This window comes from Sorangium sp. So ce375, from assembly GCF_051473855.1.
Taxonomy (GTDB): domain Bacteria; phylum Myxococcota_A; class Polyangia; order Polyangiales; family Polyangiaceae; genus Sorangium.
Genome location: NZ_CP150335.1, coordinates 10,924,175 through 10,948,473, shown reverse-complemented (window position 1 = coordinate 10,948,473; position 24,299 = coordinate 10,924,175). Strand labels below are relative to the sequence as shown.

The window sequence follows — 24,299 nt, the reverse complement described above, 5'->3', positions numbered from 1 at the left end:
GCTTTCTCACGCCGCATTGAAGCGGCCACGGAGATAGCTGGAGGCTCGAACGATGCATGCGCGCGGCCGATTGCCCCGCAGGGAGTGAACGCAGCCCCCTCAGATGCATGGATAAGTTATTGATACAGCGTCGCTTTTCCAGGAGCGATGAGGATCGGGTGAGGTGTTCTATGTCAACCAGCGTGTGCAGCGTGGCCGCACGGTGGGACCGGTGACGCGGGCGACGCGGCGGCGGAGGGCGCCCGCGGCCACACCGGAGCCGCCCTCGGCGGCGAAACAGGCGGAAACTATGAAAGTCGCTACTGTTTCCGGCGGCCGCTCGCCGTCGACCGGTGTTTCTGTCGGGATTTCTGACACACGGAGCTCGTTCGCCCCCCGTCAAGGCTCGACGCGGCACCTCGCGCTGCACCCGTCGCCCGACGCCGTGTTGCCGTCATCGCACGTCTCGAGCCCCGCAATGTCGCCGTCGCCGCAGACGATCGCGGGATCGACAAGCGTGCGGCGCAGCTTGAGGTCGCTGCGCAGGGCGCCCACGCGCGCCTTGAAATCGCTCAGGTCATTTCGAGTCGCGTCGCCGGCGCTGGCCTCGCCGAGCACCTGCTCCGCCTGATCGATGGCCGCGAGCACGGCGCCCTCATCCCACGCGGCGGTCACGATGCGGGCCAGCTCGGCGCGGTACCGCTCGTCGAGCGCCGGGATCTCGCGGATCCGGCGCGGGAGCACGGCGACGGGCTCGGTCTCGGTGTCGAAATACGGGTCGTCCAGGATGCGGTCCATCCCGTGGGCGATGAACACGAAGCGCCCGTCGACCGGGTTCTCGTAAAGATAATAGTTGTTCGCCCGGTAGGCGTAGCCGTCCCAGTGGCCGAGCAGCGTCTCGAGCGCGTAGCTCGTGAGGAACCGATCCAGATCGAGGCGCTCGCTCACCTCGGCCGCGAGCTGCTCGTCCGGCGCGTCCTGGATGGCAGCGGCGAGCGCGCGGAGCTCGGTCGCGTCGCCGTCGTCCCCGCTGTCGAGCTCCACGGCGCCGATGTCCTCCGCGAAGTCGCCGCAGCACGGGCCCTCGTAGAGCACACCCTCGTCGTTCTCCTCGCCGAAGTGCCGCCGCAGGAACCGCTTGTCGATGGCCTCGGTGACGACGTAGATCCCCCTGTCCACGCCGTTGATGCTCACCACCGCGTGCGCGGTGCGCGCCGCGGGGGCGCCGGCGCGGTCGTGCAGATCCTCGCCGACCTGCTCGCGAAGGAACGTCGGGTCCTGCTTGGAGCCGTTCAGCAGGAGCTTCTTGAGCCCGTGCAGGGTCGTCTCTTCATCGAACTCGTCGAATTTGAGGCTGAAGCTCGGCTTGTCGGACAGCTCCACGGCCGAGTTGCCCTTTTGTCGGATGCCGGCGCCGCTGACGACCTCGCCGTCGTAGACGAGGGTGCACGGGACGCGCTCGTCGAGGTTCGTGCGGAGCTGCCCCAGGTGCGCCTCGTCGATGGTGATCGCGATCTCGTGCAGCGCCGTCCGGTCGAAGACCACGTCGCTGCCCGGGTCGATGGGCACGCAGCCGCCCTGGCTCGCCGCGACGAGCAGGAGAGGGAGGGCCGCGGAAGCGTGCGAGGACCTCATCGCTCCAGGCCTACCGCTCCGTACCTCTCCTGGGCTCCGCGTTCCCTCGATGCTCGCCCGACTCGCCGGGGAGCCGGCCGCCGACGGCGTGGCGGAGCTCGCCGACCGCGGTCCAGTAGCGGCGCACGAAGCGCAGCAGCCGGAGCTCCAGGCGCACGCGGCGCTCGTCGACCTCGAGCGCCCGACCCACGTCGACGTTGCGGCCCTCGATCGCCCGCTGCGCCTCGGCGCCCGCGCGCTCGGCGGCAGGGGTCATCCGGCGCCGGAGCTCGGTCACGAGGGCCCGGGTGGACTGCGCCTCGCTCAGGCTCGTCCGCACCTCGCGCGTCACGAGCTCGACCGCGGCGCCGAGCGAGCGCTGCTCCGCCTTGCGCGCCGCGTCCGCCGCGGCGACGGCGGGGCGGTGCGTGTCGAACAGCGGCAGCTCGACGCCGAGCCCGAACGTCCACCCGAGGCCGAGCTCGTTCTCGGGCCGGAAGTCGTAGCCGACCTCGACGAACGAGAGCCAGGGCCACCGCGCGGCGCGCTCGGCGTGGAGCGCCGCGTCCGCCGCGTCGCCCTGCGCGGCCGCGAGCTCGACCTCGGGGCGGCGCTTGAGCGCGAGCTCGACCGCCTGCTCCTCCGTGGGGAGCTCCGGGGGAGGCCACGCGCTCTTCGGCGCGCCGAGGAGGCGCACGGGCACCGCGGGATCGAGCCCCATGCGCGAGAGGAGCGCGGCGAGCGCAGCGCTCCGCTGCGCGCGCAGATCCACGCCGTCCTGCTCCGCGTCGACGGCGGTGAGCTCCGTCATCGCCTCGTCGACCGCCGTCGTCCGCGCGGCGGCGAGCTGCCCCTTCATCCAGGTGGCGAGCGATCTTCGCGCCTCGGCCACCGCGTCGGCGGCCTCGATCTCGGCGTCGAAGAGCAGCACCTCGTCGAACAGCGACCGAATGTCGGCCTCGAGGGCGATCTCGACCTCGCGCGCGTCGGCGAGCGCCTTGGCCTCGTCCACGCGCGCGGCCGCCACGTTCGCGTCGACCTCGCCAGGGCGGGTCACCGGGAAGCGGAGCGCGGTGCTCACGCGCGGCTCGCGCTCGCGGATGCGCTGGAGCTCGATGTTCGTGATGCGGAGCTCCGGGTTGTCGCAGTGGTCCTCCGCGTCGACCTGCGCCGCGGCCGCCTCGGCGCGCGCGTTCTGCGCGGCGAGCTCGGCGCTGTGGTCTCTCGCCCAGGCGACGGCGTCCTCCACCGTCATCGCGAGCGGCGCCGCGCTGGCCGCGCCGCCCGGGCGCGCGCTCGGGCCAGCGCGGCGGAGCGCGGGCGCGCCGGCGGACGCGCGGCCCTCGCGGTAGAGGGCGATCGCGCGGTCGGACGCCGCCGGCCTCGCCGGGGAAGTGCAGCCCGAGAGGGCCGCGCACATCAGCATGACGGGGATCGCCGCGCGGCGGCGGCGCTGGCTCACGGGCCCCACGAGAGCTCCTGGAACGAGGGCGCGGCGGTGTTGCCGGTGTCGAACACGATCGTCAGCGCGCCCGGCGTGAGCGACGGCGTGATCCCCTCGGGCTTGAGCCCCGGGAACCGCTGGACGAGGCGCGGCGAGAGGACGCCGCCCTCGGGGTGATCCACCCGCCACAGGGCGCCGGCGTCGCCGTCCGCCGTCGAGGGCGTGGACGTCATGGCGAGCGCGCCGTCCGGCATGAAGACGAGCTCCGAGATGCCGCCCGGCGCGGGCCGCCCGGCGAGCTCGACGTCGACGCGCGCGCGCGCCCACAGCGAGACGCGGGCCGCGTCGAAGCGCGTCGCCTCAACCGCCGTCCGCTGCTTCTTCTTCGCGCTCGCGGCCTCGACCGCCGCGGCGTCCTCCCCGCCGAACAGCGCGGCGGGGGAGGAGACCCGCCAGATCATCGCGTTGCCCTGCGGATCGAGCGGCGCCTTCAGCCCGAGGTACAGCGCGCCCTGGCGGAAGGCGAGGCCCTCGATGTCGAGCGCCCGCGTCCCGTCGGGCAGGCCGAGCGCCGCGGCGCGCGCCGGATCCGCGTCGAGGACCTCGGCCAGGTGGATCTCGCCGTCGACGCGGAAGCCCTGGCCGTCCTGGCGGAGGCGGAGGAGCGCGGTCCGCTCCGGCTTGCGCTTCCCCTTCTTGCTGTAGCTCTGCGACGACAGGAGGTAGGTCTCGCCCGCGTCCCCGGCCGCGATCCCCTCGACGTCGTTCAGCTCGTCGACGCCGCTCACCGGCACCGGATCCGCGGCGACGGCGCCGCTCGCGGACATCGTGAAGAGCCACGGCGCGCCCTCGTTGTTCTGCTCGTGGCCCGTGTCGTCGCTGACGATGAGATACCGGGACTCGCCGGGGCGCGCGAGGACGCCGGACGGCTCGAAGCGCGTTCGGCTCGCCAGGGTCGGGGGCAGCTTCATGAGGGACTGGGACGCGACCGCGCCGGCCTTCGGCGCGGCGCCGGGCTTCGGTGCGGCGTCGGGCTTCGGCGCGGTGCCGGTGGTCTTCGGCGGCGCCCCGGCCTTCCTCGGGCCGTCGAACGTGATGTCGAAGGCCTGGCCGGGGACGAGCGCCATCGGCGCGTCGAGCGAGATGGTGACCACGCGGCCCCACGCCGGCATCTCCGGCGTGGGCCAGCAGCGCGGGGGGAGCTGGGAGACGAGCGGGCCCACCGCGACGACCGTGCCCGGGATCGCGTCGCCGAGCTGGCCGCGGATCCAGAGCTCCGCGGCGTCCCCGTCGTTGACGCCGAGGGCGAAGCGCTCGGGGACGCAGGCGACGGCGCGCGCGCCCGTGCGCGCGCTCAGGAGCTGCACGAGGGGCTCGCCGGCCGGGACCACGTCGCCGGGCTGCTTGTCGATGGAGGTGACGTGCCCCGCGTTCGCGGCGCGCAGCACGTAGGTCGCGCGCCGCTGCTCGAGCATCGCGATGTACTCGGCCTTGACGCGCACGTCCGCGTCGAGCTTGGCCGCCAGCCCGGACGTCCGATCCCGGAGGCCGTTCCGCCGCCGCTCCGTCGCCTTGAGCTGTTCCGTGAGGACGCTCAGCGTCCGCGGCTTCTCGCTGGCGATCGCCGTGACCGACGCGTGCTGCAGGTCGAGCTTCGTCAGGTCGTCGAGGACGGCCTGACGGTTCTCGACGAGCTGCTTCACCCTCGAGATCTCGCTGTCCAGCACCTTCGCCTCGGCGATCGCCCGGCGCTGCTCCTCGCGGTGCACCGCGAGGTGGCGCTCGACCGTCTCGCGGTTCGCGTCGAGCTCCTGCTCGAGGACGGCCATCTCCATCTGCAGATCGGCCTCGACCTGGGTCTTCTCCGCCTTGGCGACGGCGATCTCGGCGTCGATCACCGAGGTGTCCAGCGTCGCGATGACCTGCCCGGCCTCGACCTGCTGGCCGACGGTCACCTCGATGGAGGCCACCCGGGCGGTCTCGACCGGCGAGATCATCTCAGGCAGCGCCTCCGCGAAGCCGAAGACCCGCCCGCGCGGGCCGCTGCCCAGGTGGAGCCACAGGGCGGCTCCGAGCGTGAGCACGAAGGTGATCGCGGGGGCGGCGTCCTGGAGCGCCGCGCGGAGTCGCTGGTAGCTGTACATCGATGATCCTTGCACGGTGATGACGTCGGCGGCGGTGTGCGATCGTATCCACGAGTCGAGAGGGCCCGCGAGGGCGCGAACGACAGGCATCCTCGGCGACGGACCTCGGCCGCTAGAGATCCAGCGTTGGCTCCTGGAGCATGAGGGAGACGTCCTGCACGCCCGGGATGGCCTGGAGCTTGGCGACGAGCGCCGAGCGGAGCTCGGGCGCGAGGACGGTGATCTGGTAAGCATGCTCCATAACCGTCCCCTGCGCAGCCTCCCTGAGGGTCACGAGCGAGAAGGTCCGGCAGTGCGCGCGGAGCACTCTCGCGAGCGGCTCCTCCACCTCGGGCCCGACGGGCGCGGTGAAGCGGAGCAAGCCGTCCGGCTGTCGTCGTGAGCCCCAGCCGGTGAAATGGAGGAGCAAGGTTCCGACTGCGAAGATCGCCGTCCCGCCGAGGGCCGCGCCGAACGCCTGGAGCCCGCAGGCGACGCCGACGCCGAGCGCCGCGAACACGAACATGACGTCGCGGGGATCGCGCATGGTCGTGCGGAAGCGGACCGCGCTCAGGCCCACGGCGACGCCGATGCCGGCGGCGATGCTGCTGCCGACGGCGAGCATCAGCATGCAGGTGATGACGCTGCCCATCGCCATGCTGTGCACGGACGAGCGGGAGTAGGAGAGCCCCCGGAACGTCGCCATGTAGACGATCGCGACCGCCTGGCCGAGCCCGAACGCGAGCAGGAGCGACACCATCGCCCTGCGGACGTCCATGGCGCTCCCCTGGGTGACCCATCCGAGCCAGTCTATCATGGCAAGCCGCTCTTTCCCGGCGCGATCGCGCGATGTGGTGCGCGCGGACGCGCGCGCGTCCGCGTCACTGTGCCCCGGAGGCAGCCCCGCGGCCAGGGTAGGGGCGTGCTTGCTTGATGTAGAGCGTCGGCGGCTCGCCGGGGTTAGCGTCGTCGTCGAACTTGAACTCCACGTCCATCGCATACCAGCCGTCATTGCCGGCCGCGGGCCCGTAAGCGGGGGAGAACCGGTCGTGGATGGCGTCGAGCGCCACGCCGAGCTGATGGACCTGCGCCGTCGAGAGGACGGTCTCGCCCTCCGGCACGAGGCTCGAGTGCGTCAGGTACGTGATCGGCTGGTTCGGCTGGCTGAAGAAGTAGAGGAACCCGTCGTTCGTCACGCCGGCGGGCGGGGCGACCACCTCGACGTCGCCGCCGCTCTGCACGTTGACGTAGAAGGCGGGCTGGACCCCCGCCGTGTCGAACGGGTTGTTTGTCACGGCCACGCCGTTCGCCTCCTCGGACGGGAAATTGTTGTGCGCGAGCAAGGCCATCCCGATGGTCCGGTGATCGATGCCGTAAAAGGTGCGTTCATCGAAGGTGCGGAGCTTCCAGGCGCTCGCGTACGTCTTGCGGATGGCATCGAGGACGTCCGGCCAGTCCGTCGGATCGCCGGTGTGCGAGTCGTAGCAGCCGGCGCACGGGAACCCGTCGAGATCCTCGCTGTTCGTGCTGGTGCGGAAGCGTATCGCGTGGCCGGGGTAATCCGCCTCGATCTTCGCCCTGAGGAGCTCCTGGAAATCGGCGTCGATCGGCGCGCTCTTCATGGCGTCGCGGAGCTCCTTCAGCTTCTCGTCGCGGGTCGCGGCGTCGGTGTTGAACTCCGGGTCGGCGAGCAGCGCTTCGATCTGGTCGTAGAACCCGTTCTGCTTCATGAACTGGTCATAGTAGTAGACCGGGATCGCGAAGGCCTTCAGGATGGGGACCTCGGGGATCCTCGCCAGGATGGAGTAGTGGGCCGCCTTGCCGCCGAAGGCGAGGACGGCCTTCTTGATCGCGTCCCGGAGCGGCTCGCCCTCCGGCGGATCGGGGGTCACCTCCTCGATGTCGCGCAGATCGGTGACTGTCAGATCCATCTCGGGGAGCGTGACGGGTGTGGGTTTGTGCGCCTCCCAGAACGCCTCGGCCTCCGCCTGGGTGACCTCGCGGACGCTCCAGGACGACGGCCCCGCGGTGAGCTCGACGAGCTTGTCCTTCAGCGCGAGCAAGTCGGGGTGGTTCATTGCGTTGCGCAGCCCCATGTTGGGGGTGCGCCGGTTCTGGGAGAGCACGTTGATGTGCGAGAGCGGCGTCTGGAACTCCTCGGTGATGATCCCCTGGACGACGGAGATGTCGTTGGGCGCCTCGTCGAGCACGACGATGTCCTGGTGGGACAGGTACTCCGAGTCGAGATCCGCCGCCTTCGCGAAGTGGAGCCGACCCACCGCCGTGCCCAGCGAGAGCGGCTGGTAGTCGATCCCGGCGTAGAGATCGCCGGTGCTGACCACGGGGATGTCGGCCGGGAGCTTCTTCGCCTCGGCCGCGACGGCCTCCGACGTCGGGTGGAAGGCGAGCTTCGCCCCGAAGAAGGTGGCCGCCTTGGCCGCTCGGAACAGGGTGGCGATCATGTCCGCGGGCGCGGTGTCGTACGGCGAGAGCTCGAGCACCCACGCGTCGGGGCCCTCGTAGTGCGTCACCGCGCCGAGGACGAAGCGGCGATCCGGCGTGAAGTACTCGGTCGCGTTGAACTCGGCGAGGGGCGGGACGATCGGCAGGTCGCCGCCGGAGAGGTGCGATGAGGCGAAGTCGTAGTGGATCTGATAGAGAACGCTGTTCTGGAAATACAGCGCGTTCTTATCGGCTTGATCCAGCACGACCTTGACGGACCGCGCGCCGGGCAAGCTGGCGTCGATGGGCGCCGACGCGAGCGCCTCGAAGTCCGCGGCGCAGCCCACGCGCTTCAGGAACTCCGTGGCTTTGTCGTCCGTGCGTTCGCAGACCTCTCCGGCCACGCCGGGGTCCTCGGAGCCGCCGCCGCCGCACGCGCCCGGGAGCGCCGAAGCGAGCAAGGCGAGCGCGAGGATCGACGTGATGCGAGTGCCTTTGTACATGATTTCTCCTGAGACAAGTAAGCTGAGCGAGGAACGGCGCGCGCTGGTCCGCTTGGTTCAGGGGGTCAGGGCGTCAGTGCGAAGCAGTAGAACCCGCCGTAGCCGCCGCCGGACCCGACGGTGACGGCGCCGGGCAGCGGCCCCCCCTGCTCCAGGAGGTTGATGCCCGGCGCGCACCCCGACTCGTCGAGCGATGACATCCAGTTGGCCATGTTGATGTTGCCGCCGGGCCCGCCGGCGCCGGTGCTGCCGCCGCCGGTCGGGAAGCCGGCGCCGGTGCTGCCGCCGCCGGTCGGGAAGCCGCCACCTCCGAAGTTCCTGGGCCACGAGTGACCGACGCGCGGCCGCCCCTCGCTCGTGTCGCCCGACTTGGCCGTCCAGTCCTTGCAGGTCGCGGTCGCGCTGTAGAGCTGTCCCTTGTCGTTCGTCCCCGTCAGCATGTCGTGGTTGTCCACCTCGCCCTGGCTCGGATCGGGCTGGTGGTTGGGGACGCCATCCTCGTTCGGAAAATCGTCGATGATCGCAGGGTCGGCCGCGGTGGGGCGGTCGTTGAGCAGCTCTTCTTTGCTGTTGGCGAGCAGCCGGCCGAGCCGGTCGTACCAGGGACCGGTGCCGATCCGATCGATCGCGTTGACCTGCTTGCCGTCCTCCCCTGCGACGGCGCTCAGGAAGGCGCGCCACTGCTTTTTCCCCGCGCCCGGGAGGCTCTTCTCGGCGATGGTCGCGCAGATCTTGTCCGCGCCGCGGAGCCCGGCGCCGGCGCCCGTCTCTCCGAAGCGGAGATCGCCGCCGAAGCCGTCCTGGGAGCCCGATAGCTCCTGCAGGGCGACGAGGCTGGTCACGAAGAAGCTGAATTTCTCGGTCGTCCCGCCGCCGGAGCTGGACGAGGTGGGGTCGGCGCCGGAGGTGGACGACGTGGTGTCGCCGCCGGAGGTGGACGATGTGGTGTCGCCGCCGGTCGAGGAGGTGTTGCCGCCGGAGCTGGATGATGTGGAGTTGCCGCCGGAGGATGATGTGGAGTTGCCGCCGGAGGATGATGTGGAATTTCCGCCGGACGAAGAGGAGGTGCTGGTCGAGTCGTCGCCCGAGGCGCCCACGTCCGAGTCCGAACCGGAGCAGCCGACCACGTGCGAGAGCAGCGCGAGGGTGAGGGGCAACAGCAACGGGCGATAAGTGCGTGTCATGGTCTCTGTGTCCTTTTCCTTGTTAAGCTAGACGGTCGGCCGCGCCGCGGATCGGCGAGGCTCACTTGCAGGTGAGATCGCTCTGGCAGGTCTGGCCCTCGGGGCATTGCGAGTCGTCGTTGCACGAGGTGAGCCCCGCGATCACCACCGCCTGCTCGATCTGGGACGAGACGACCAGATCGACCCGGCCGGGCGGGATCGTCGCGGAGCCCACGGACTTGCGCGTGACGATGATCGTCGGGAAGCCTGCGACGCCGAGGTCGAGGAGCTGCTTGACGAGCGACGCCGGCAGATCGAGCGAGCCGGTGTCCTCGACGTTGCACTCGATCATCCCCTTCGTGCCCCCGTGATGGCTGATGTCGAGCTTCACGTGGATCGTGGAGATGCCGGCCTGCCCCGGCGGGGTCCACGTGAGCGGAAGGGGCTGAGCGGGATCGAGCGTGATCGTCTCGTTCAGGAGATCGAGGGGGCTCACGCCCTTGGCCTCCACGGTGAAGGCGCTGAAGTAATCGCCGCTGGCCTCGACGCGGACCACCTGGCCCTCGTCGGCGGGCGGATACGCGAGCTTCACGCCGGCGGGAGGCTGGTAGTTGTTCGCCGTGGGGCTCATGACGAGGGAGGCCGCGCCCGACTCGAGGTTCAAGCCGGTCACCGTGACGTCTCCGGCGCTGTGCGCGGCCGGGTAGGCCTGGCACGTGTCGTCCTCCACGCAGACGGCGCTGCCCCCGCAGGGCTCGTTGCAGAACGGGACGCGCGGCGTGAGGAGCTGACAGCCCCCCTCCTCCGTCTTCACTTCCCAGATGAGCTGCGAGGGCGTGGGGCCGTCGTAGATTTTTCCGATCACCGACGTGCTGCCCGCCGTCCCCGGCTCGGCAGCTGGCAGCGAGCGCACCTGGAAGGCGCCGACGAGCCGTGTGGGGTCGCCGGTCGGTTCGCCCGTCCCCGCGGAGCCGCCGGCGCTCCCGGAGCTCCCAGACCCCCCGGAGCCCCCAGAGCCCGACGTGTCGTTGGTGCCATCCGCGGAGCTCGAGCAGGCGACGGAGAGGAGGGCCACGACCCCGCCAAGGGCGCCGGCGCGCCATCCGCCTCTGGAGAGGAATTTTTCAATTCGGCAAAGGTTTTGTGACATCTCGATGGCCAGGTGGCGGCGCTGCGGGATCGGGGGTCAATCTTTTTTGCAGAAGCCCCACCTCGCAGACGCCGGCGACCCGCCGTCAGGCCGTGTGCTCAGCCGCCGCCGAGATCGGACAGGCGCGCGCGCAGCCGCGGCGCGTGGACGCTCTCGCCATGACGGGCGAGGAAATCGGCGATGGCCGCGCGCTCGTCGGCCGCCCGCCCGAGCCGGCGCAGGCTCTGCACCCGGCCGACACGGGCCTCCGCGGCGAGGGGGCCGCCGGCGCCGGCGAGGTAGCGATCGAAATAGCCGAGCGCCTCCGCCGCCTTGCCCTGGTGGAGCGCGATCTGCCCGAGCGACACCAGCGCTGCCCGCGCCTCGGGGCTCGACGGGTGCTGTGCGAGCAGGGCGCGGTAGGAGGCGTTCGCCTCGGCGCTCTTCCCCTGCCCGAGCTGGGCCTGCGCGCGCAGGAGCAGCGCTTGCGGGCCCAGCGCAGGCTCTTCCGCGCGCGGCCTGGGCGGCTGCGGCGCGCGATCCCGGGCCCCGACAATGCTGGCGGCCGCGGGCTCGCCTGCAGGCAAGCCGGCGCCAGGTGAGGGCTCGCCGGCGGGCGCGCCGGCGCCAGGTGAGGGCTCGCCGGCGGGCGCGCCGGCGCCAGGTGAAGGCGCGCCGGTGAGCGCGCCGGCGCCAGGTGATGGCTCATCGGCGCCAGGCGAGGGCGCGCCGGCGCCTGGCGGAGGCGCTTCCGGCAGCGAGGGCGCGGGGAGGCTCAGGACCGCGCCCGGCGCGCCGTTCGGCTCGATCGCTTCGATCCCGCTCGGCGCCGGCGGCGGCGCCTGCGCGGGCCCGTCGAACAGCTCCGCCGCGAGCGCGGCCAGGAGCGTCGCCGCGATGGCGACGCCCGCGAGCGACCCGGCGATCCCTCGCCGCAGCATCGGTCGAGGCGCTGCGCGCAGCCTCGCCGTGCTCTCGGGCACGGGCTCGACGCGGGCGCTCCTGGGCTCGACGCGGGCGCGCGCGGGCTCGACGCGAGCGCCCCCCGGCTCGACGCGGGCGCGCGCGGGCTCGACGCGGGCGCGCGCGAGCACCTGCTGCAGCATCGCGGCGTCGCTGAGCTCGCGGCCGTCGCCGCGCGCGTCGCCGAGCCTGCCGATCGCGGCCCAGAGCGGCGCCTCGCCGCGGAGCTCGGGGTCGTCCTGCTCGGCGCGGCGGAGGAGCTCCGCGTCCTCGGGGCGGATCGGCTCGCCGCGCGCCTCCGCGGCGAGGATCGCGGGCAGGAGGTCCAGATCGATCTCGGACTTCTGCGTCCCTGTCATGATGCTCTCTTCCGGCCGACGGCGAGGTCCTGTCGCACCTGCTTGCGGAGCGCGCCGATGCCGAGGCGCAGCCGGCTCTTCACCGTATCGGGGCTGACCTCGGTCATTGCGGCGATCTCCTCGATGGAATGATCGAGCGCGTGGTGCAGGAGGATCGCAGTGCGCTGCGCCTCCGGCAGCTCGTCGAGGTACGCGCGCGCCTCACGCGGGAGGGCCTCGAACGGGGCCTGGTGCGGCGCCTGGGCGATCTCCTCGTCGATCGCGCTCTCCGGGGCCACGGGGGCGCCTTCCCGCCGCTGCTGCCTTGCGTACCGAAGGATCGTCCGGACGGCGACGCGCCTGGCCCATGCATCGACGGCGGCCTCGCCGCGGTAGCTCGACGCGCTCTCGAGGATCGCGAGCAGGGCGAGCTGCGCGGCGTCGTCGGCGTCGGCCGCGCTGCGGAGGAACGTCCGCGCGACCCGGCGGACCCGCGAGATCACGTGCGTCATGAGCCAGGCCTGAGCCTCCGGGTCCCCCGCGCCGGCGCGGCGCATCCGTTCGAGGTCGGGAGGTACGGGCACGGCGGGCGGCGGCGTGGGCGGCGCGGGCGGCGGGGCAGGGATGGGACGCGTCATGGCGCTGGCCAGGAGCGGCTCGGGCAGCGGGCCGAGGCTCCTGGAGAGCGCTCGCGTGTGCTCAGCGTCCATCGCTGGGACCTGGTGCGGCGCACGGCCCGAAGCGGGTCAATTTTCCTTTCGCGTCGGGTCATGCGGCGCGGGTGGTCATCGCCTGACCATGTCCGCGGGCGCCGGCGGGGCCGGCATCGCGAGGCCGAGCTCCAGCCCGAGGCCGGCGAGGATCCGCACCGGATCGGGCGAGAGCGCCAGGGCCGGGTGTACGGAAGCGTCGGGCTGCGTCAGGAGGACGTCCACACCCACCATCGTCTTGAGGCGAAGCCACCCGGTGAGCGGAAACCCGAGCTCCGCGACCGGCGCGACGCTCACGAGCACATCGGTCCGGGTTTCCGGCGGCGGCAGCTGCTGCGGAAACATCCGCGGCCACCGCCACGGCGGGAGCGGCGGCGGCGTGGGGCCGTGGCCCTGCGGCGGCGGGAACGGCTCCGGCTGCTCGAGCGCCTGCTGGGTCGTGGCTTCCTGGGGGACGCGCTCGATGATGTCGACGGTGGCGCGCGCGCCGAGCTGCAGGTCGAAGCCGAGCGGGAGCCGGAGCCGGACCTGACCGGTCGTGATCACCGGGTGACGCGACAGCTGGAACGTGGACTGGTCGCCGCCGAGGGTGGTCGAGGGGATCAGCTCGTACCCCAGGCCGAGGACGGCGTAGTCCACCGGCGCCCAGGAGGCGCGGAGCGCGGCGGCGCTCTGCCAGGGCGCGTCGCTGCTGAAGTTCGCGCCTGTGTAGCCGGCGAGGACGGCGAACGTGGGCAGCGGGCGCGCTTCGTGGCGGGCGCTGATGGACGGCGGGCCCGCGGGCGGCCGCAGGTGCGGCGCTGCGTCCGCGGGCGCCGCGGCGGGCGCCGCCGGGGCAGCGGCGAGCGCCGCCGGGGCGGCGGCGGGCTCGGGCGGAGCCGCTGGAGCCGCCGGGGCCGCGGTGACCTTCACCTCGGCCAGGCCGGCGACGTGGCCCTCGCGGAGCTCCTCGGCGACCGCGCCGGCGATGTTGGCGAGCGACTCGAGGGCGGTCGCCGTCTGCCCGGGCAAGACCGGGATGCGGCGGCCGTAGATCTGCTCGCCGTCGCGCTCGACAACGTACAAGGCGAGCTCGTCGCTCGACCCGGCGTCGATCCAGATCACGCCCCGCGCGTCCCACGTGTCGGCGAGCGCGTTGGCCTCGGGGAGGAGCGTCTGCAGCACCGGCCTCGGGGTGCCGGGGCGGACGATCTGAAGGCGGACGCCGACGGGGCGGATATGGGCCACGACGAGGTCGAGGGCCCGCTTGTCGATGCCGCCGGCGCCCGGGAAGGCAGCGAGGACGAGCACCGGGTCGCGGGCGGCGCGAGGCTCGCCCGCCGCGGCGGGGAGGGCGAGGGCGGTCAGGAGGGTGCCGGCGACCGCGCTCGCGGCCGTTCGGGCAGCGCGGAGGGCGAGCTCGAGCGACGCGGCCGGCACGGGCGCCGAAATTTATCACCCTTTCCGGCGGGGCACCATCCCTTGCCGGAGCTCGGCGGGATCGCCGCGCCAGCGCCGCAGCGCGCTGCGCCAGCGCCGCAGCGCGCCGCGCCAGCGCTTCAGCGCCGCGCCAGCGCCGCAGGGCGCCGCGCCAGCGCCGCAGGGCGCCGCGCCAGCGCCGCAGCGCGCCGCGACTGCGCCTCAGCGCGCTCCGGTCGACCGCGGGTAGCTTCCGAGCACCTTGACCATCTCGCAGCGCGCGCGCAGCCGCTCGATCGCGTCGGCGACGCGCGGATCGGTCCGGTGCCCCTCCAGATCGACGAGGAAGACGTAGTCCCAGTGCTTCTGCCGGCTGGGCCTCGACTCGATCCGGGTCAGGTTGATGCCCGCGTCGTCGAAGATGGCGAGGACCCGGCGGAGCGCGCCGGGCTCCTCCTGCACGGAGAAGACGAACGACGTCTTGTCGGCGCTCGTTGGGGGCGCGTCGTTCGGGGCGATGACGATGAAGCGGGTCGCGTTCTCGGCGCGGTCGTGGATGCGCTCCCGCAGGAGCGGCAGCCCGTAGAGCTCGCCCGCCCCGCGGCTGCCGATCGCCGCTGCGGCGGGGTCGCCGAGGGCCTCGTGCGCCGCCGCGGCGGCGGAGACGGTCTGGACGATCTGCGCGCCGGGGAGGTGCTTCGCGAGCCACAGGCGGCACTGCGAGAGCGCGTGCGAGTGCCCGTGGACCCGGGTGATGCCGCTCAGCCCGTCCGCCTTGCTGAACAGGCAGTAGGCGACGTCGAGCACGAGCTCCTGTCGGATCTGGAGATCGCTCTCGATCAGGGCGTCCGCCGTCAGGGTCACCGAGCCGTCGGTCGAGCTCTCGACCGGGACCACGCCGCAGGCCGCCTCGCCCGCGCGCACCGCGTCGAAGACGCCCTCGATGGTGCCCGTCTCGCGGTAGCGCGCGGCCAGCCCGAACAGGTGCCGCGCCGCGACCTCCGCGAAGGCGCCCTCCGTCCCCGGAAAGGCGACCTTCATGGGCTCCTCGAGCGACAGGCAGGCGCTCATCACCTCCCGGAAGACGACCCGGATGGCGTCGCACGGGAACCGGCCCGCGCCCTTCGCCTGCAGCCGGGTGAGCACGCGCCGCTCCCGCTCCGGGTCGTGAAACTGCGTCGCGTTCGCGGCGCGCTTCGCGTGCGCGACCTCGACGGCCACCTCGGCCCGCTCGGCGAGGAGCTCGAGGATCCGGTCGTCGATGCTGTCGATGCGTTCGCGAAGCTCGCCCAGGGTCGCCATGTGCTGTTCCACCTCGGATGGGGAAGGGCGGCATCAAAGCGCAGGGGGCGCCGCCGCGCAAGGCTCGCCTCGGCGGCGGGAATGCGGCCGGGAATGCCAGGAACGCGCGCGACGGAGAGGGGCGTCAGGGGCGGAGCGGCGTTCGCGCGGGCTCGGCGCGCGGCGCGGATGGGCGAGAGAGAGCCGGTAAGGGGGAGAGGAAGAAGCCAGGATCCGCACGCCACCGTGGGGCATCGACATCATTTCCTGTCCAGGCTCGATCGCGTCTTGCTCCCTCACGTCGAGCTCGCGCTCACGCTCTACCGCGATCACGGCCTTGTCCGGTACCTCCCCGCGGGCTCGCCGCGGGCGGCCAGCTGCGCTTCGAGCGCGAGGAGGACGTGCCCGAGGCGCTCGCGATGACCCTTGCGGTGAACACCCGGCAATCGTTCGTCGACGACGCGGAGGTGATGGCCTTGACAAGGCTCTTCCTCTCCCGGACGGTGCGCGCCGAGCCGGAACAGCTCTATCTTCCGCGCGAGTTCATCCGCGTCGTTCATACCCGCTGGACGCCGGAGGCTACGATGGGCCTGCTCGCGCCGCTGCGCGAGCACTACCATCCGAAGGAGCAGGCGCCCCGGCAGGAAGGACCGTCCCGCAAGGGCCCGTACCCGTGCGGGAGCGGCGAGAAGTACAAGCGGTGCTGCGGGAAGAGCGCGTGAGAGGCGACGTCGACTTCGCGCCGCGTTCTCCTACATCCGAACGTTTACGTGGTCGTGGTCGTTCACGGCCTATCGTTGACGACCACGTCCACGTCCACCTCAACGTTTACGTTGGTGACCGATGACCGAACGAGCTTGGTGAATGCCTGTGGGTCGCCTCCCTCGCGACCAGGCGCAACGCCAGCCCGGACAGGCATCATCCCCCTGGGCTCTCCGCCGTTCCGTTTGCTCCCGGCATCCCCGCCGTTGCGTTTGCTGGCGGGGCCTCTGGTGCATCGGCGATTCCCGTGGCGCCGAACGAGACCGCCGAGCGGAGCGCGGGGAGGAGCTCGTCCGCCTTGCGCTTGCCGAGCGCGACGGTCGCGAGCACCTGGAGCTGGTCGTAGCGGGCGACGACGAGCGACGCGAGCTGGTCGCGCAGGATCGACTCGGGGGTGCGCTTCGCCACCGTCGCCGCGGCGTTGCCGGGTCGCACCTGCTGCACGAGCGTGCCGCCCAGGGTGGCGAGCAGGTCGAGCTTGTCGGCGGGGAACGGGTGCTTCCCCTCGATTGCGCTGGAGAACTCGGCGAAGAGCCCTGGAAGGGCGACGAAATCGCGTGCCTTGTCGAGCTTGCCCGAGCCCGCGCGCACCGCGGCGACGCGCTCGCGCGGCAGGAGGCCGAGCAGCGGGTGCGACGCGACCTCGAGGAAGGTCAGCATCAGCTCGCGCCACGGGGCGCCCTCTGTGAGCATCTTCTCGATCTCGCCCGCGCTGAGCTTCGCGACCGGCACCCGCCCCGCGGCGAAGTCGAGCGCCATGACCAGGGAGGGCAGCTCGAAGACGTCCTTCAGCCTGGGCTCACGCAGCGCGCTGACCGCCGCGGGCAGGTGCGGCTCGACGGCGGCGAGCGCGGTCTTCACGTTCGCGCGCATGAGGAGCGGCTGGCCCGTGAAGATCGGCAGGTCCGCTGTCGGCACCTGCTCCGCGAGCGGCCGGAAGTGCGCGAAGGCGCGCTCGGGCATCTCGTCGACGAACGCGTCCCGCCGCGCCCCCGCGATGAGCGAAGCCGGATCGGCGTCGCTGGGCCTGCCTTTGCGCAGGCGCCGCGCGTCCTTCTTGTCGACCTTGCTCGCCTTGTCGGCCTTGCTCGCCTTTTTTTCCTTGTTCCCGCCCATGGGTCTCCCTTCACATAGAGGCGACTCGCCCAGCGGATCGCGTGGGGCGACTCGCCCAGCGGACGCTGCCATGAAACCAGCATCCTGTTTAATTCGCCCGGTCGTTCGGAGGGCAAGCGCCGCCGAGACCGTGCTGCCCGGCTGCGCGCGGCTGCCGCGATGCCGCCGGACCGAAGGGGCCTGCCGCCTGCCGCGCCCCGAGAGCGAGGCGACGGGAGGAGCGTAATATCCGTTACAGATCTGCTGCCCGCTCGGCGGGGATAGCGTTGGCTGTCTTACAGATCTGCGCCTGGAGCGGCGGGTGACCCGTCGAGGGGGTGAGAGATCTGCGTCCCATTCGGCGGTGGGGCCGCTTCTAGGCGCATCGGAGCGTGTGCTCGCCGCCGCCCGGGGATCGTCGGAACGAGGACCTCGCCGCGGCGCAGAGGCGGAGGTGCAACCCGGCGTGGCGGGTGCGGTGCTGGAGGACGATGACCATGTCCTCGCGGATCGCCGCGATGCGATCGGGGTGGAGTGTTACCGAGCACGCTCTTTGGAGTGTTACCGAGCACGCTCTTTGATGGGCGTGCGATCCGGCTCTGTGATGGCGTGCTGGGAATCTCCAACCATGTCAAGGCGCTGCGGCAGCCTCCGGCGGTGCCCCTGCGGGGCAGCCTTGACACGGCCGGGGATCCCCAGCGTGAGGCAGCTACGCGTTCGGGCGGTGGATCCGCCCGAACGCGAGCCCATCATCGAAGGTGGCACCCGCCGATCCACTTCGACCAGGTGACGCGTACTTACGCGCCCCTCCTATCAAAGAACCGGATCGCCGAGGGCCTGCTGTCCATCAAGTGCCGTGCTCGGTAACAGTCACCCCTGGCGCCGCGCGCCGCCCGCGCTTGGGCCCCATCGTCCTGGCCTTCCGCGAGGCCCGCTTCTTCGCCAGCCTCGGCGCGGCAGGGATCGCACGTGCGATCCCTGGGCTACTCTACCAGGGCTCTCACCGTGTCTTCGTGGTGGAGGCGCCGGGAATCGAAACGCCTGCCGAGAGTGGTGATCCGCAGGGATCGCGTAGGTTTCCGGATGAGACGGGAGCGGCAAGCGTGCCGACGACGGCGGCTAAGTGCGCGAAACCGCGTCAGGCAGACGAATCGCAGACGAAACCGGCGGACCCGCGGACGGTGCTTCTCGGCCAGCTCGCGGAAGGCATGCGGGCGGCGCTCGCCGCGGGCGACGTGGAGGCGGCGCGCATCGCCCACGAGACCATCGGGCGCCTGCTCGGCGCGCCGAGGGCCGACGCGGCCGGCGTCATCGACCTCGCCGCCGAGCGCAGCCGGCGCGGCGGGTAGGGCCGGCTGGGGCGGCGCTCGCAGCGGGCGACGTGGAGGCGGCGCGCATCGCCCACGAGACCATCGGGCGCCTGCTCGGCGCGCCAGGGGTCGACGCGGCCGGCGTCATCGACCTCGCCGCCGAGCGCAGCCGGCGCGGCGGGTAGCCCCGGCTGGGCCCCGCGCTCGCGGCGGGCGACGTGGAGGCGGCGCGCATCGCCCACGAGACCATCGGGCGCCTGCTCGGCGCGCCAGGGGTCGACGCGGCCGGCGTCATCGACCTCGCCGCCGAGCGCAGCCGGCGCGGCGGGTAGCCCCGGCTGGGCCCCGCGCTCGCGGCGGGCGACGTGGAGGCGGCGCGCATCGCCCACGAGACCATCGGGCGCCTGCTCGGCGCGCCAGGGGTCGACGCGGCCGGCGTCATCGACCTCGCCGCCGAGCGCAGCCGGCGCGGCGGGTAGCCCCGGCTGGGCCCCGCGCTCGCGGCGGGCGACGTGGAGGCGGCGCACATCGCCCACGAGACCATCGGGCGCCTGCTCGGCGCGCCAGGGGTCGACGCGGCCGGCGTCATCGACCTCGCCGCCGAGCGCAGCCGGCGCGGCGGGTAGCCCCGGCTGGGCCCCGCGCTCGCGGCGGGCGACGTGGAGGCGGCGCACATCGCCCACGAGACCATCGGGCGCCTGCTCGGCGCGCCAGGGGTCGACGCGGCCGGCGTCATCGACCTCGCCGCCGAGCGCAGCCGGCGCGGCGGGTAGCCCCGGCTGGGCCCCGCGCTCGCGGCGGGCGACGTGGAGGCGGCGCGCATCGCCCACGAGACCATCGGGCGCCTGCTCGGCGCGCCAGGGGTCGACGCGGCCGGCGTCATCGACCTCGCCGCCGAGCGCAGCCGGCGCGGCGGGTAGCCGAGGGCGCAGCGGTTGCGCGCATTTTCGAAGCAGCCAATCGACTGCGGTAGCAACTATTCGTCGGTATCATCATGGTCATCGGCGAGAGTCGGATCAAGTTGGGGCGCATCAAGTCCAGCAGCAGCTATCAGCTCTTCGAAGAAGCGACGCTTCTTGATGATTCTCTTCGCCTTATTTGCTGCATTCTTGCCAGCGATGTACCGAAGCAGTTGCTGACTTACCCGGCCAAGCGCCTCGCCGGCAACGCCGTCCTCAAACGAGTTGGCGACTTGAATGACCTCCTCAGGCCCCCATTTTTGGCGACCGAGAACGAGCGCGACATACAAATACGCGGCAAAGGGCAAGGTTAGATGCAGATGGCCCCTATTGAACTCTGCGGCAGGTACCTGCCCAGTCTTCCCTAGGCGCTCAATGTTTCGGGCGATTAGTAGGCACGCAAGATATACGTCAAGCTTCCAGCTTGAATTAAAAACCGTGTTGTAGACCTGGTCACTTCGAAAGATATTGCTCTTGGAGGACAACGACCCTAACGGATCGCAAAGAGCAACGGCGCGAACATATTTTGCGAGTTGGCGAGGGCTTACGATTCGATCCGCCGATTTGCCGTGGTTCTGCCAGAACCCATTGCGCCGCTCGTAATACCAGTCTCTACCCTCTAGGTATGCCTCTATGTCTCTTTGGATCTTGTCTGTGGCTCGCAGGAACGCAGGATCGACGGGCGTCTGATAGTTCGACGCCTTTATGATGCGATCGAGTACCGCGCGGTCTTCGGTTACGATGATCTTCACCAGGATCGCGCGGTCATCACTCTTAAGGCTCGATCCGTTGTCTCGCTGCTTTAGTTGAGAAAACCAGTTGTAAATCGTCTCTGTGGTCTGAAGGCCGTTGACGATCTGCACGTTCTCTAGGTGCATTTCTTTGCCGACTGTACTGGCATAAGATGCCAAGAACGTTACGCCATTATTTAACCACCAAAAGTCAACGGTGTCTCCATCGGTCCCGCGCCCGCTAAGCGTTGCCGCAATGTCTTTGTTGACGGCAGTTTTTCCTCCAAGATAATCGCGAATATTCGACTCGAACAGATGGCGCCGGAGGGAACCGTCCTCCGCGCTAACAAATCTGTAATAGTCGTACAGGCGACAAAGGATCGCATAGTTTGTTTTGCCGCGCGAGAGAACGGATTCAATAAAGGGGAGCTTGATTGAGTAGTCTGGCTGTCGCCGCGCAAGATCAAGTAGCTCAGACGCACCAACGAATGTAACGCTGCAACTGACGGTTTCTCTGATTTGTCTCTGGATCAACTTCTCTAACGTTGTCGCCCGAGCACGGAGGTCGTCGCCGACGGCTCTTGCGTCGCCCCGGCACATATACAGAATCTGAGCGCGGAACTGAAACCTCTTCCCAGCATTGTCCAGGAGCGCTTGTCTAAATATTTCGCGCGCCTCAAGAACAGAGTCGTTGTATGGGTATTCAAGTGCCGAGTCGTCCTTGCTAAGATCGAGTAACTCAGCAAGTGATGCATGCAGTTGGTCGAGTGGTGCCTGCTGAAAGGAAGATCTGTGCTTTACGGTGCATACGACAATTTCGATCGTTGGGTGGTGTTTGTGCGCATCGGGAATCTCATCGATCGTGGCCAAATTGTCGTCGACAAGCGTAAAAAAACCGTCGATGCCGCCGTCGTGGCCGCCGTCGACCCATCCGGTCTTAAGATCTTCGTATGTTAAAGCGTACCGCTTAAGCCCTTGCTCGAGGCAAAACAGCTCAAACAGCTCGTCGTCCGAAAGGGTCGTGCCAAGCCTGTCCTTTGATTTTGCAACGAGCGCGTCCAGTAGGACGATGTCATTCGCTGTCATTAGGTGTCTCCGGTTGCTGTCTTGCTTGGGTGTGCGAGCGAGCCTGGCGACAAGCGATGAATTGAGAGCTGGATGCCGCTGATGCGCCGTCCCGCTGGATGTGTGACGAGCGCCGCCAACGAGGCCGCGCTTGCGTAGGCGATTGTCAACGAGACGAGCGTTTCATTGACGTGCCGGTCATTGCCGCCAAGCCTTTGCTGGGTGAGCCCATGCCATACATCCGGCATCGCTCCGGTCATTGCATCACGGTCGGCTACCTCCATGGCTACCCGGATCTGCGAGGCCATCCGAGATCACGTCCCATGTCAAGAACGTGTACCGCCGGGAGTTCCGGCAAGGATGCCTCCCGCAAGGGAAGGGAGACCGGCCGGCCGCGCGACCGGGGAGCGACTCCTGGATCGTTTCGATGTATGTGTACGTGGGGTCCTCGGACCGCTACCGCCTGGGACGAGGCTCTCCAGTGGAGCGACATCATGCGGCGGTCATCGACCTTGGTCAGTGCCTCGGCGAGCTCCGCGCCGCGCGTCTCCCTTGGGGATGAGGTAGGGGCCGGCGTCATCTGCAAGGCGATCGGTCGCCTGCTCGCTCTACGGCTGGCGGCCGGCGATGGGGTGGAGCCGGCAGCGATCGCAGACCTCCTCTTGAGCGGCGTCGGCTTACTCGGGGATAACGCCGAGCGGGCAGCCGGGCAGGCGGCAAGGCACACCTACCCGGCCCCCTCGACGCTCGCAGGCCCGAAGGCGTAGACGCGCGGCAGGCAGAGCGGGGGCCACGGGCGGAGCACGGTTGCGTTGCGCTGGCGGGCGCAGCACCCACGCGCGAGTTCGACGCCTGCTACGGCAGAGGCGCGGGGGCCGAGCGCACAGGTTGGCGGTTCCGTCATGGCCCGGCCGCGCTGCTCCGACGCGAGCTCCGCGGCGCCCGCGCCGAGCTCGACGCCGATTCTTCGCCCAGAAGCGCGAGGATCTTGTCGAGTAGCTCTCGCTCGACCCGCTGCCGGTTCAGGTCGTCCTCGTCACCGGCTGCGACAGGTGACACCTTGACGATCCCTTTGATCATCATGAGAGCATCGACTGTTCGCTCGGCCTCACGGTCGTCCACGTCGCGCCGGAAGTGTACAACCAGGCCTTTGATGCTCATTGCGACCCACTCTCCGGGCGAAGTCCTCCATGGCTTCCTGAAGCTCGATGAGGTCGCGCAGCGCGCCGATGGCCTTTGTGCGTCGCTTGTAGAGCGTAGAGAGAGGTAGCCCCGCGACTTCTGCCACCTGGGCCATCGGGATCCCATCCAGATCATGTGCCACGAGCACAAAGCGCAACTTCGGATCGAGCGCGTTCACCGCGTCGAGGGTGCCCGTCCTGATGCTGTCGGATTCCATCGCGGCAGCGGCATCCGTCGCCGGATCGGCGACATCGATCAAATCGACGAGCTCCTCCCTGCGGCGCCCCATGCGCTCGTGATAGTGTGAAGCAACGTGTAGGGTGATCGCGTTCAACCAGCGTTCCGGCCTGCCGCGCGTCGGATCGAACCTGGGCCAGCTCTCCCAGACGCTGAGCCAGACTTGGCCTGCGACGTCGGTACGATGGCACCGTGGGACCCCCAGGGTCCCCAGCCAGCGCAGCACGGCACGAACCTGCGCCGGGCAAAAGAGGCGCGCGTGCGCGGCGGCGCGCTCGTCGCCCTCCGAATGCGACGCTCGGCGGCGCTCATCCATGGCTCCCTACTCCCGGAAGGGTCGTGTTCAGGGGAGAGCGCTCTGCCTCCTCCCAATCGGACGCATCGGCGAGGGCTGCCCCCTCGTCCTCGTGCGCCTGCTCGTGCGCCTCGCGAAGCCCGCGCTCGCGTCCCGGCGCTTCGCGCGCGGTGACCGCGAAGCCGATCGCGACGCAGGCGATCATCGCGAGCCCGAGCGGCGAAATGAGCCACATCGCACAAAGTAGATCCTCCACCCTATCCATCGCGTTTCACCTCCTGGACGTGAACGTCCTTGTCTGGACGCAAGGCAGATCTCGGCCTCGTGCTGTCCGACGACATCACTTGCGTCACCGCCTGCTCGCTGTCGGAGGGACGCCGAGGGCTCAGCGAATCTGCGAAAGGAGCGCTTCACGCTCCGCGGCGAGCTGTCCTTGCGGGAACTCCCGCGCATGGGTCTCGAGCAATCGGCGCGCTTCTGCGACCGCGTTGTGGTCCTCGACGGCCCTTCGGGCCTCGTCGATGAGGCTCTGCTCGCGCTCGCTGACGGCTGGGACCGCGGCGCGGACGGGGAGCGAGGTGCGACGAACCGGCGCGCCCGACGGAGCTGGCGCCCGTGCGCCTCGGTCCTGCGCCGGCTGCGCGATCTCCTGCGCGGCCGGCGTGGCCGAAGCGCGCAGGGGAAGTTGGGCCGGAGGCGGCGCGATCTCCTCCACCGCCGGTGCGGGCGCAGGAGCGCGCTCCACCGCCGCCCGCAACCACGACTCCGGGTCGAACGAGTCGGGCAACGCCGCGACGACGGCGCCGGCCAGCACGACGATCGCTCCCTGCACAAGGATCTTGATGCCCAGGCGGCCTAGCTTGCTCAGCCACCCCTCGCGGCCGCGCAGATCGAAGGCGAACGGGACACACGCCGCGTCGTCCCATCCACGCGAGCGTTGCCGCGCCCTCCGGCGCTTCACGGCCGCGGCGAGATCCTCCTGCGCTCGGCGATAATGGGTTTTCACCGTCTTCGGGTTGAGCCCCAGCTCGGAGGCGATCTCGACGAGCGGCACCTCGTCGAGATCGTGCCTGATCAAGACGTCGCGGTACTTGGGGTCGACCTGGTTGATCAGGTCGCGGAGGAGCGCCTCCCGCTGCTGCCTGCGGAGCATCTCCTCCGGAGTCGGGCCCTCCGCCTGAAGCTCGTGATCGTCGAACGAGGTCAGGACCTCCCCGCGACGGCGTGCGTTCCGGACGTGGTTTCGCGCCAGGTTCAGGACAATGGTGGCACCGTAGGCCGCCCGGGCCTCCCCGAGCTCGACCCGCTGATCCGCTTCCAGTCCCCGCAGCAAGGCGTCCTGCGCGAGGTCCTCCGCGTCTCGCGCAGGAACCCCGAAGCGCCGTGCGAGGCGCCGGAAGAACTCGAAGGCAGTGGGGGTGCTGGCTGGCTCGCCCATCACCGGTAGAACACCTGAGCCGCCTGGAGGGCTTCAAAAAAGTGCAGGGCGTTCCCAGCGTCCGTCGGATCGCACGCGAGAAGTAGGGACGCGGCGTCCGCGACCGCACGAGCCGCGGTGGCCGCATTCCCCGATCGG

Annotated in this window: 20 protein-coding genes; 2 read left to right on the top strand and 18 right to left on the bottom strand. The window is 70.5% G+C overall.

Annotated features, from left to right (window positions below):
* Positions 1–378 precede the first annotated feature (378 nt).
* The 11 genes from WME90_RS40950 to pheA all read right to left on the bottom strand — a co-directional run bounded on the left by WME90_RS40950 (position 379) and on the right by pheA (position 15,108).
* Positions 379–1,614: a CotH kinase family protein gene (locus tag WME90_RS40950; RefSeq protein WP_437277527.1), complete on the bottom strand. Its 1,236-nt coding sequence runs from the start codon at positions 1,612–1,614 to the stop codon at positions 379–381.
* A 10-nt stretch (positions 1,615–1,624) separates the two neighbouring features.
* The gene (locus tag WME90_RS40945) at positions 1,625–3,055 is read right to left on the bottom strand and encodes a TolC family protein (RefSeq protein ID WP_437277526.1); all 1,431 of its coding nucleotides are present in this window, start codon (positions 3,053–3,055) and stop codon (positions 1,625–1,627) included.
* The gene (locus tag WME90_RS40940) at positions 3,052–5,181 is read right to left on the bottom strand and encodes an HlyD family efflux transporter periplasmic adaptor subunit (protein ID WP_437277525.1); all 2,130 of its coding nucleotides are present in this window, start codon (positions 5,179–5,181) and stop codon (positions 3,052–3,054) included. Before WME90_RS40940 ends, WME90_RS40945 begins: the two co-directional genes overlap by 4 nt.
* A gap of 112 nt (positions 5,182–5,293) precedes the next feature.
* Positions 5,294–5,977: a DUF4956 domain-containing protein gene (locus tag WME90_RS40935; protein WP_437277524.1), complete on the bottom strand. Its 684-nt coding sequence runs from the start codon at positions 5,975–5,977 to the stop codon at positions 5,294–5,296.
* A gap of 64 nt (positions 5,978–6,041) precedes the next feature.
* Positions 6,042–8,105 carry a PEP/pyruvate-binding domain-containing protein gene (locus WME90_RS40930; RefSeq protein WP_437277523.1) on the bottom strand — a complete coding sequence of 688 codons (2,064 nt, stop codon included), beginning with the start codon at positions 8,103–8,105 and terminating at the stop codon, positions 6,042–6,044.
* A gap of 65 nt (positions 8,106–8,170) precedes the next feature.
* Complete coding sequence (locus WME90_RS40925) at positions 8,171–9,289, bottom strand: hypothetical protein (RefSeq protein ID WP_437277522.1); 1,119 nt, start codon at positions 9,287–9,289, stop codon at positions 8,171–8,173.
* 61 nt (positions 9,290–9,350) lie between these two features.
* Positions 9,351–10,343, bottom strand: a complete 993-nt coding sequence (locus WME90_RS40920) for a hypothetical protein (RefSeq protein WP_437277521.1) — start codon at positions 10,341–10,343, stop codon at positions 9,351–9,353.
* Between the two features lie 173 nt (positions 10,344–10,516).
* Positions 10,517–11,719: a tetratricopeptide repeat protein gene (locus WME90_RS40915; RefSeq protein ID WP_437277520.1), complete on the bottom strand. Its 1,203-nt coding sequence runs from the start codon at positions 11,717–11,719 to the stop codon at positions 10,517–10,519.
* Positions 11,716–12,408, bottom strand: a complete 693-nt coding sequence (locus tag WME90_RS40910; protein WP_437277519.1) for an RNA polymerase sigma factor — start codon at positions 12,406–12,408, stop codon at positions 11,716–11,718. The genes WME90_RS40915 and WME90_RS40910 overlap by 4 nt, the downstream gene beginning before the upstream one ends.
* A 75-nt stretch (positions 12,409–12,483) precedes the next feature.
* Positions 12,484–13,827, bottom strand: coding sequence for a hypothetical protein (locus WME90_RS40905; protein WP_437277518.1), 1,344 nt, complete (start codon positions 13,825–13,827; stop codon positions 12,484–12,486).
* Positions 13,828–14,028: 201 nt separating this feature from the next.
* Positions 14,029–15,108: a prephenate dehydratase gene (gene pheA, locus WME90_RS40900; protein WP_437277517.1), complete on the bottom strand. Its 1,080-nt coding sequence runs from the start codon at positions 15,106–15,108 to the stop codon at positions 14,029–14,031.
* Between the two features lie 380 nt (positions 15,109–15,488).
* On the opposite strand from pheA, the gene WME90_RS40895 reads away from it, so the two are divergent.
* A complete protein-coding gene (locus WME90_RS40895; protein WP_437277516.1) occupies positions 15,489–15,809 on the top strand; it encodes a YecA family protein in 321 nt (106 codons plus the stop codon).
* Positions 15,810–16,005: 196 nt separating this feature from the next.
* Here WME90_RS40895 and WME90_RS40890 read toward each other — a convergent pair whose 3' ends face one another.
* The gene (locus WME90_RS40890) at positions 16,006–16,965 is read right to left on the bottom strand and encodes a hypothetical protein (protein ID WP_437277515.1); all 960 of its coding nucleotides are present in this window, start codon (positions 16,963–16,965) and stop codon (positions 16,006–16,008) included.
* Positions 16,966–17,843: 878 nt separating this feature from the next.
* On the opposite strand from WME90_RS40890, the gene WME90_RS40885 reads away from it, so the two are divergent.
* Positions 17,844–18,293 (top strand): hypothetical protein, encoded by a 450-nt coding sequence (locus tag WME90_RS40885; RefSeq protein WP_437277514.1) that lies wholly within the window; start codon positions 17,844–17,846, stop codon positions 18,291–18,293.
* A 937-nt stretch (positions 18,294–19,230) separates the two neighbouring features.
* Here the strand turns inward: WME90_RS40885 and WME90_RS40880 are convergent.
* From WME90_RS40880 to WME90_RS40855, 6 genes are all read right to left on the bottom strand, one after another.
* Positions 19,231–21,030: an AIPR family protein gene (locus WME90_RS40880; protein ID WP_437277513.1), complete on the bottom strand. Its 1,800-nt coding sequence runs from the start codon at positions 21,028–21,030 to the stop codon at positions 19,231–19,233.
* Positions 21,030–21,317: a hypothetical protein gene (locus tag WME90_RS40875; protein ID WP_437277512.1), complete on the bottom strand. Its 288-nt coding sequence runs from the start codon at positions 21,315–21,317 to the stop codon at positions 21,030–21,032. The genes WME90_RS40880 and WME90_RS40875 overlap by 1 nt, the downstream gene beginning before the upstream one ends.
* A 592-nt stretch (positions 21,318–21,909) precedes the next feature.
* The gene (locus tag WME90_RS40870) at positions 21,910–22,092 is read right to left on the bottom strand and encodes a hypothetical protein (protein WP_437277511.1); all 183 of its coding nucleotides are present in this window, start codon (positions 22,090–22,092) and stop codon (positions 21,910–21,912) included.
* Between the two features lie 25 nt (positions 22,093–22,117).
* Positions 22,118–22,744: a sigma-70 family RNA polymerase sigma factor gene (locus tag WME90_RS40865; protein ID WP_437277510.1), complete on the bottom strand. Its 627-nt coding sequence runs from the start codon at positions 22,742–22,744 to the stop codon at positions 22,118–22,120.
* A complete protein-coding gene (locus tag WME90_RS40860) occupies positions 22,737–22,988 on the bottom strand; it encodes a hypothetical protein (protein ID WP_437277509.1) in 252 nt (83 codons plus the stop codon). Before WME90_RS40860 ends, WME90_RS40865 begins: the two co-directional genes overlap by 8 nt.
* 120 nt (positions 22,989–23,108) lie before the next feature.
* Positions 23,109–24,161 (bottom strand): sigma-70 family RNA polymerase sigma factor, encoded by a 1,053-nt coding sequence (locus WME90_RS40855; protein WP_437277508.1) that lies wholly within the window; start codon positions 24,159–24,161, stop codon positions 23,109–23,111.
* Positions 24,162–24,299 lie beyond the last annotated feature (138 nt).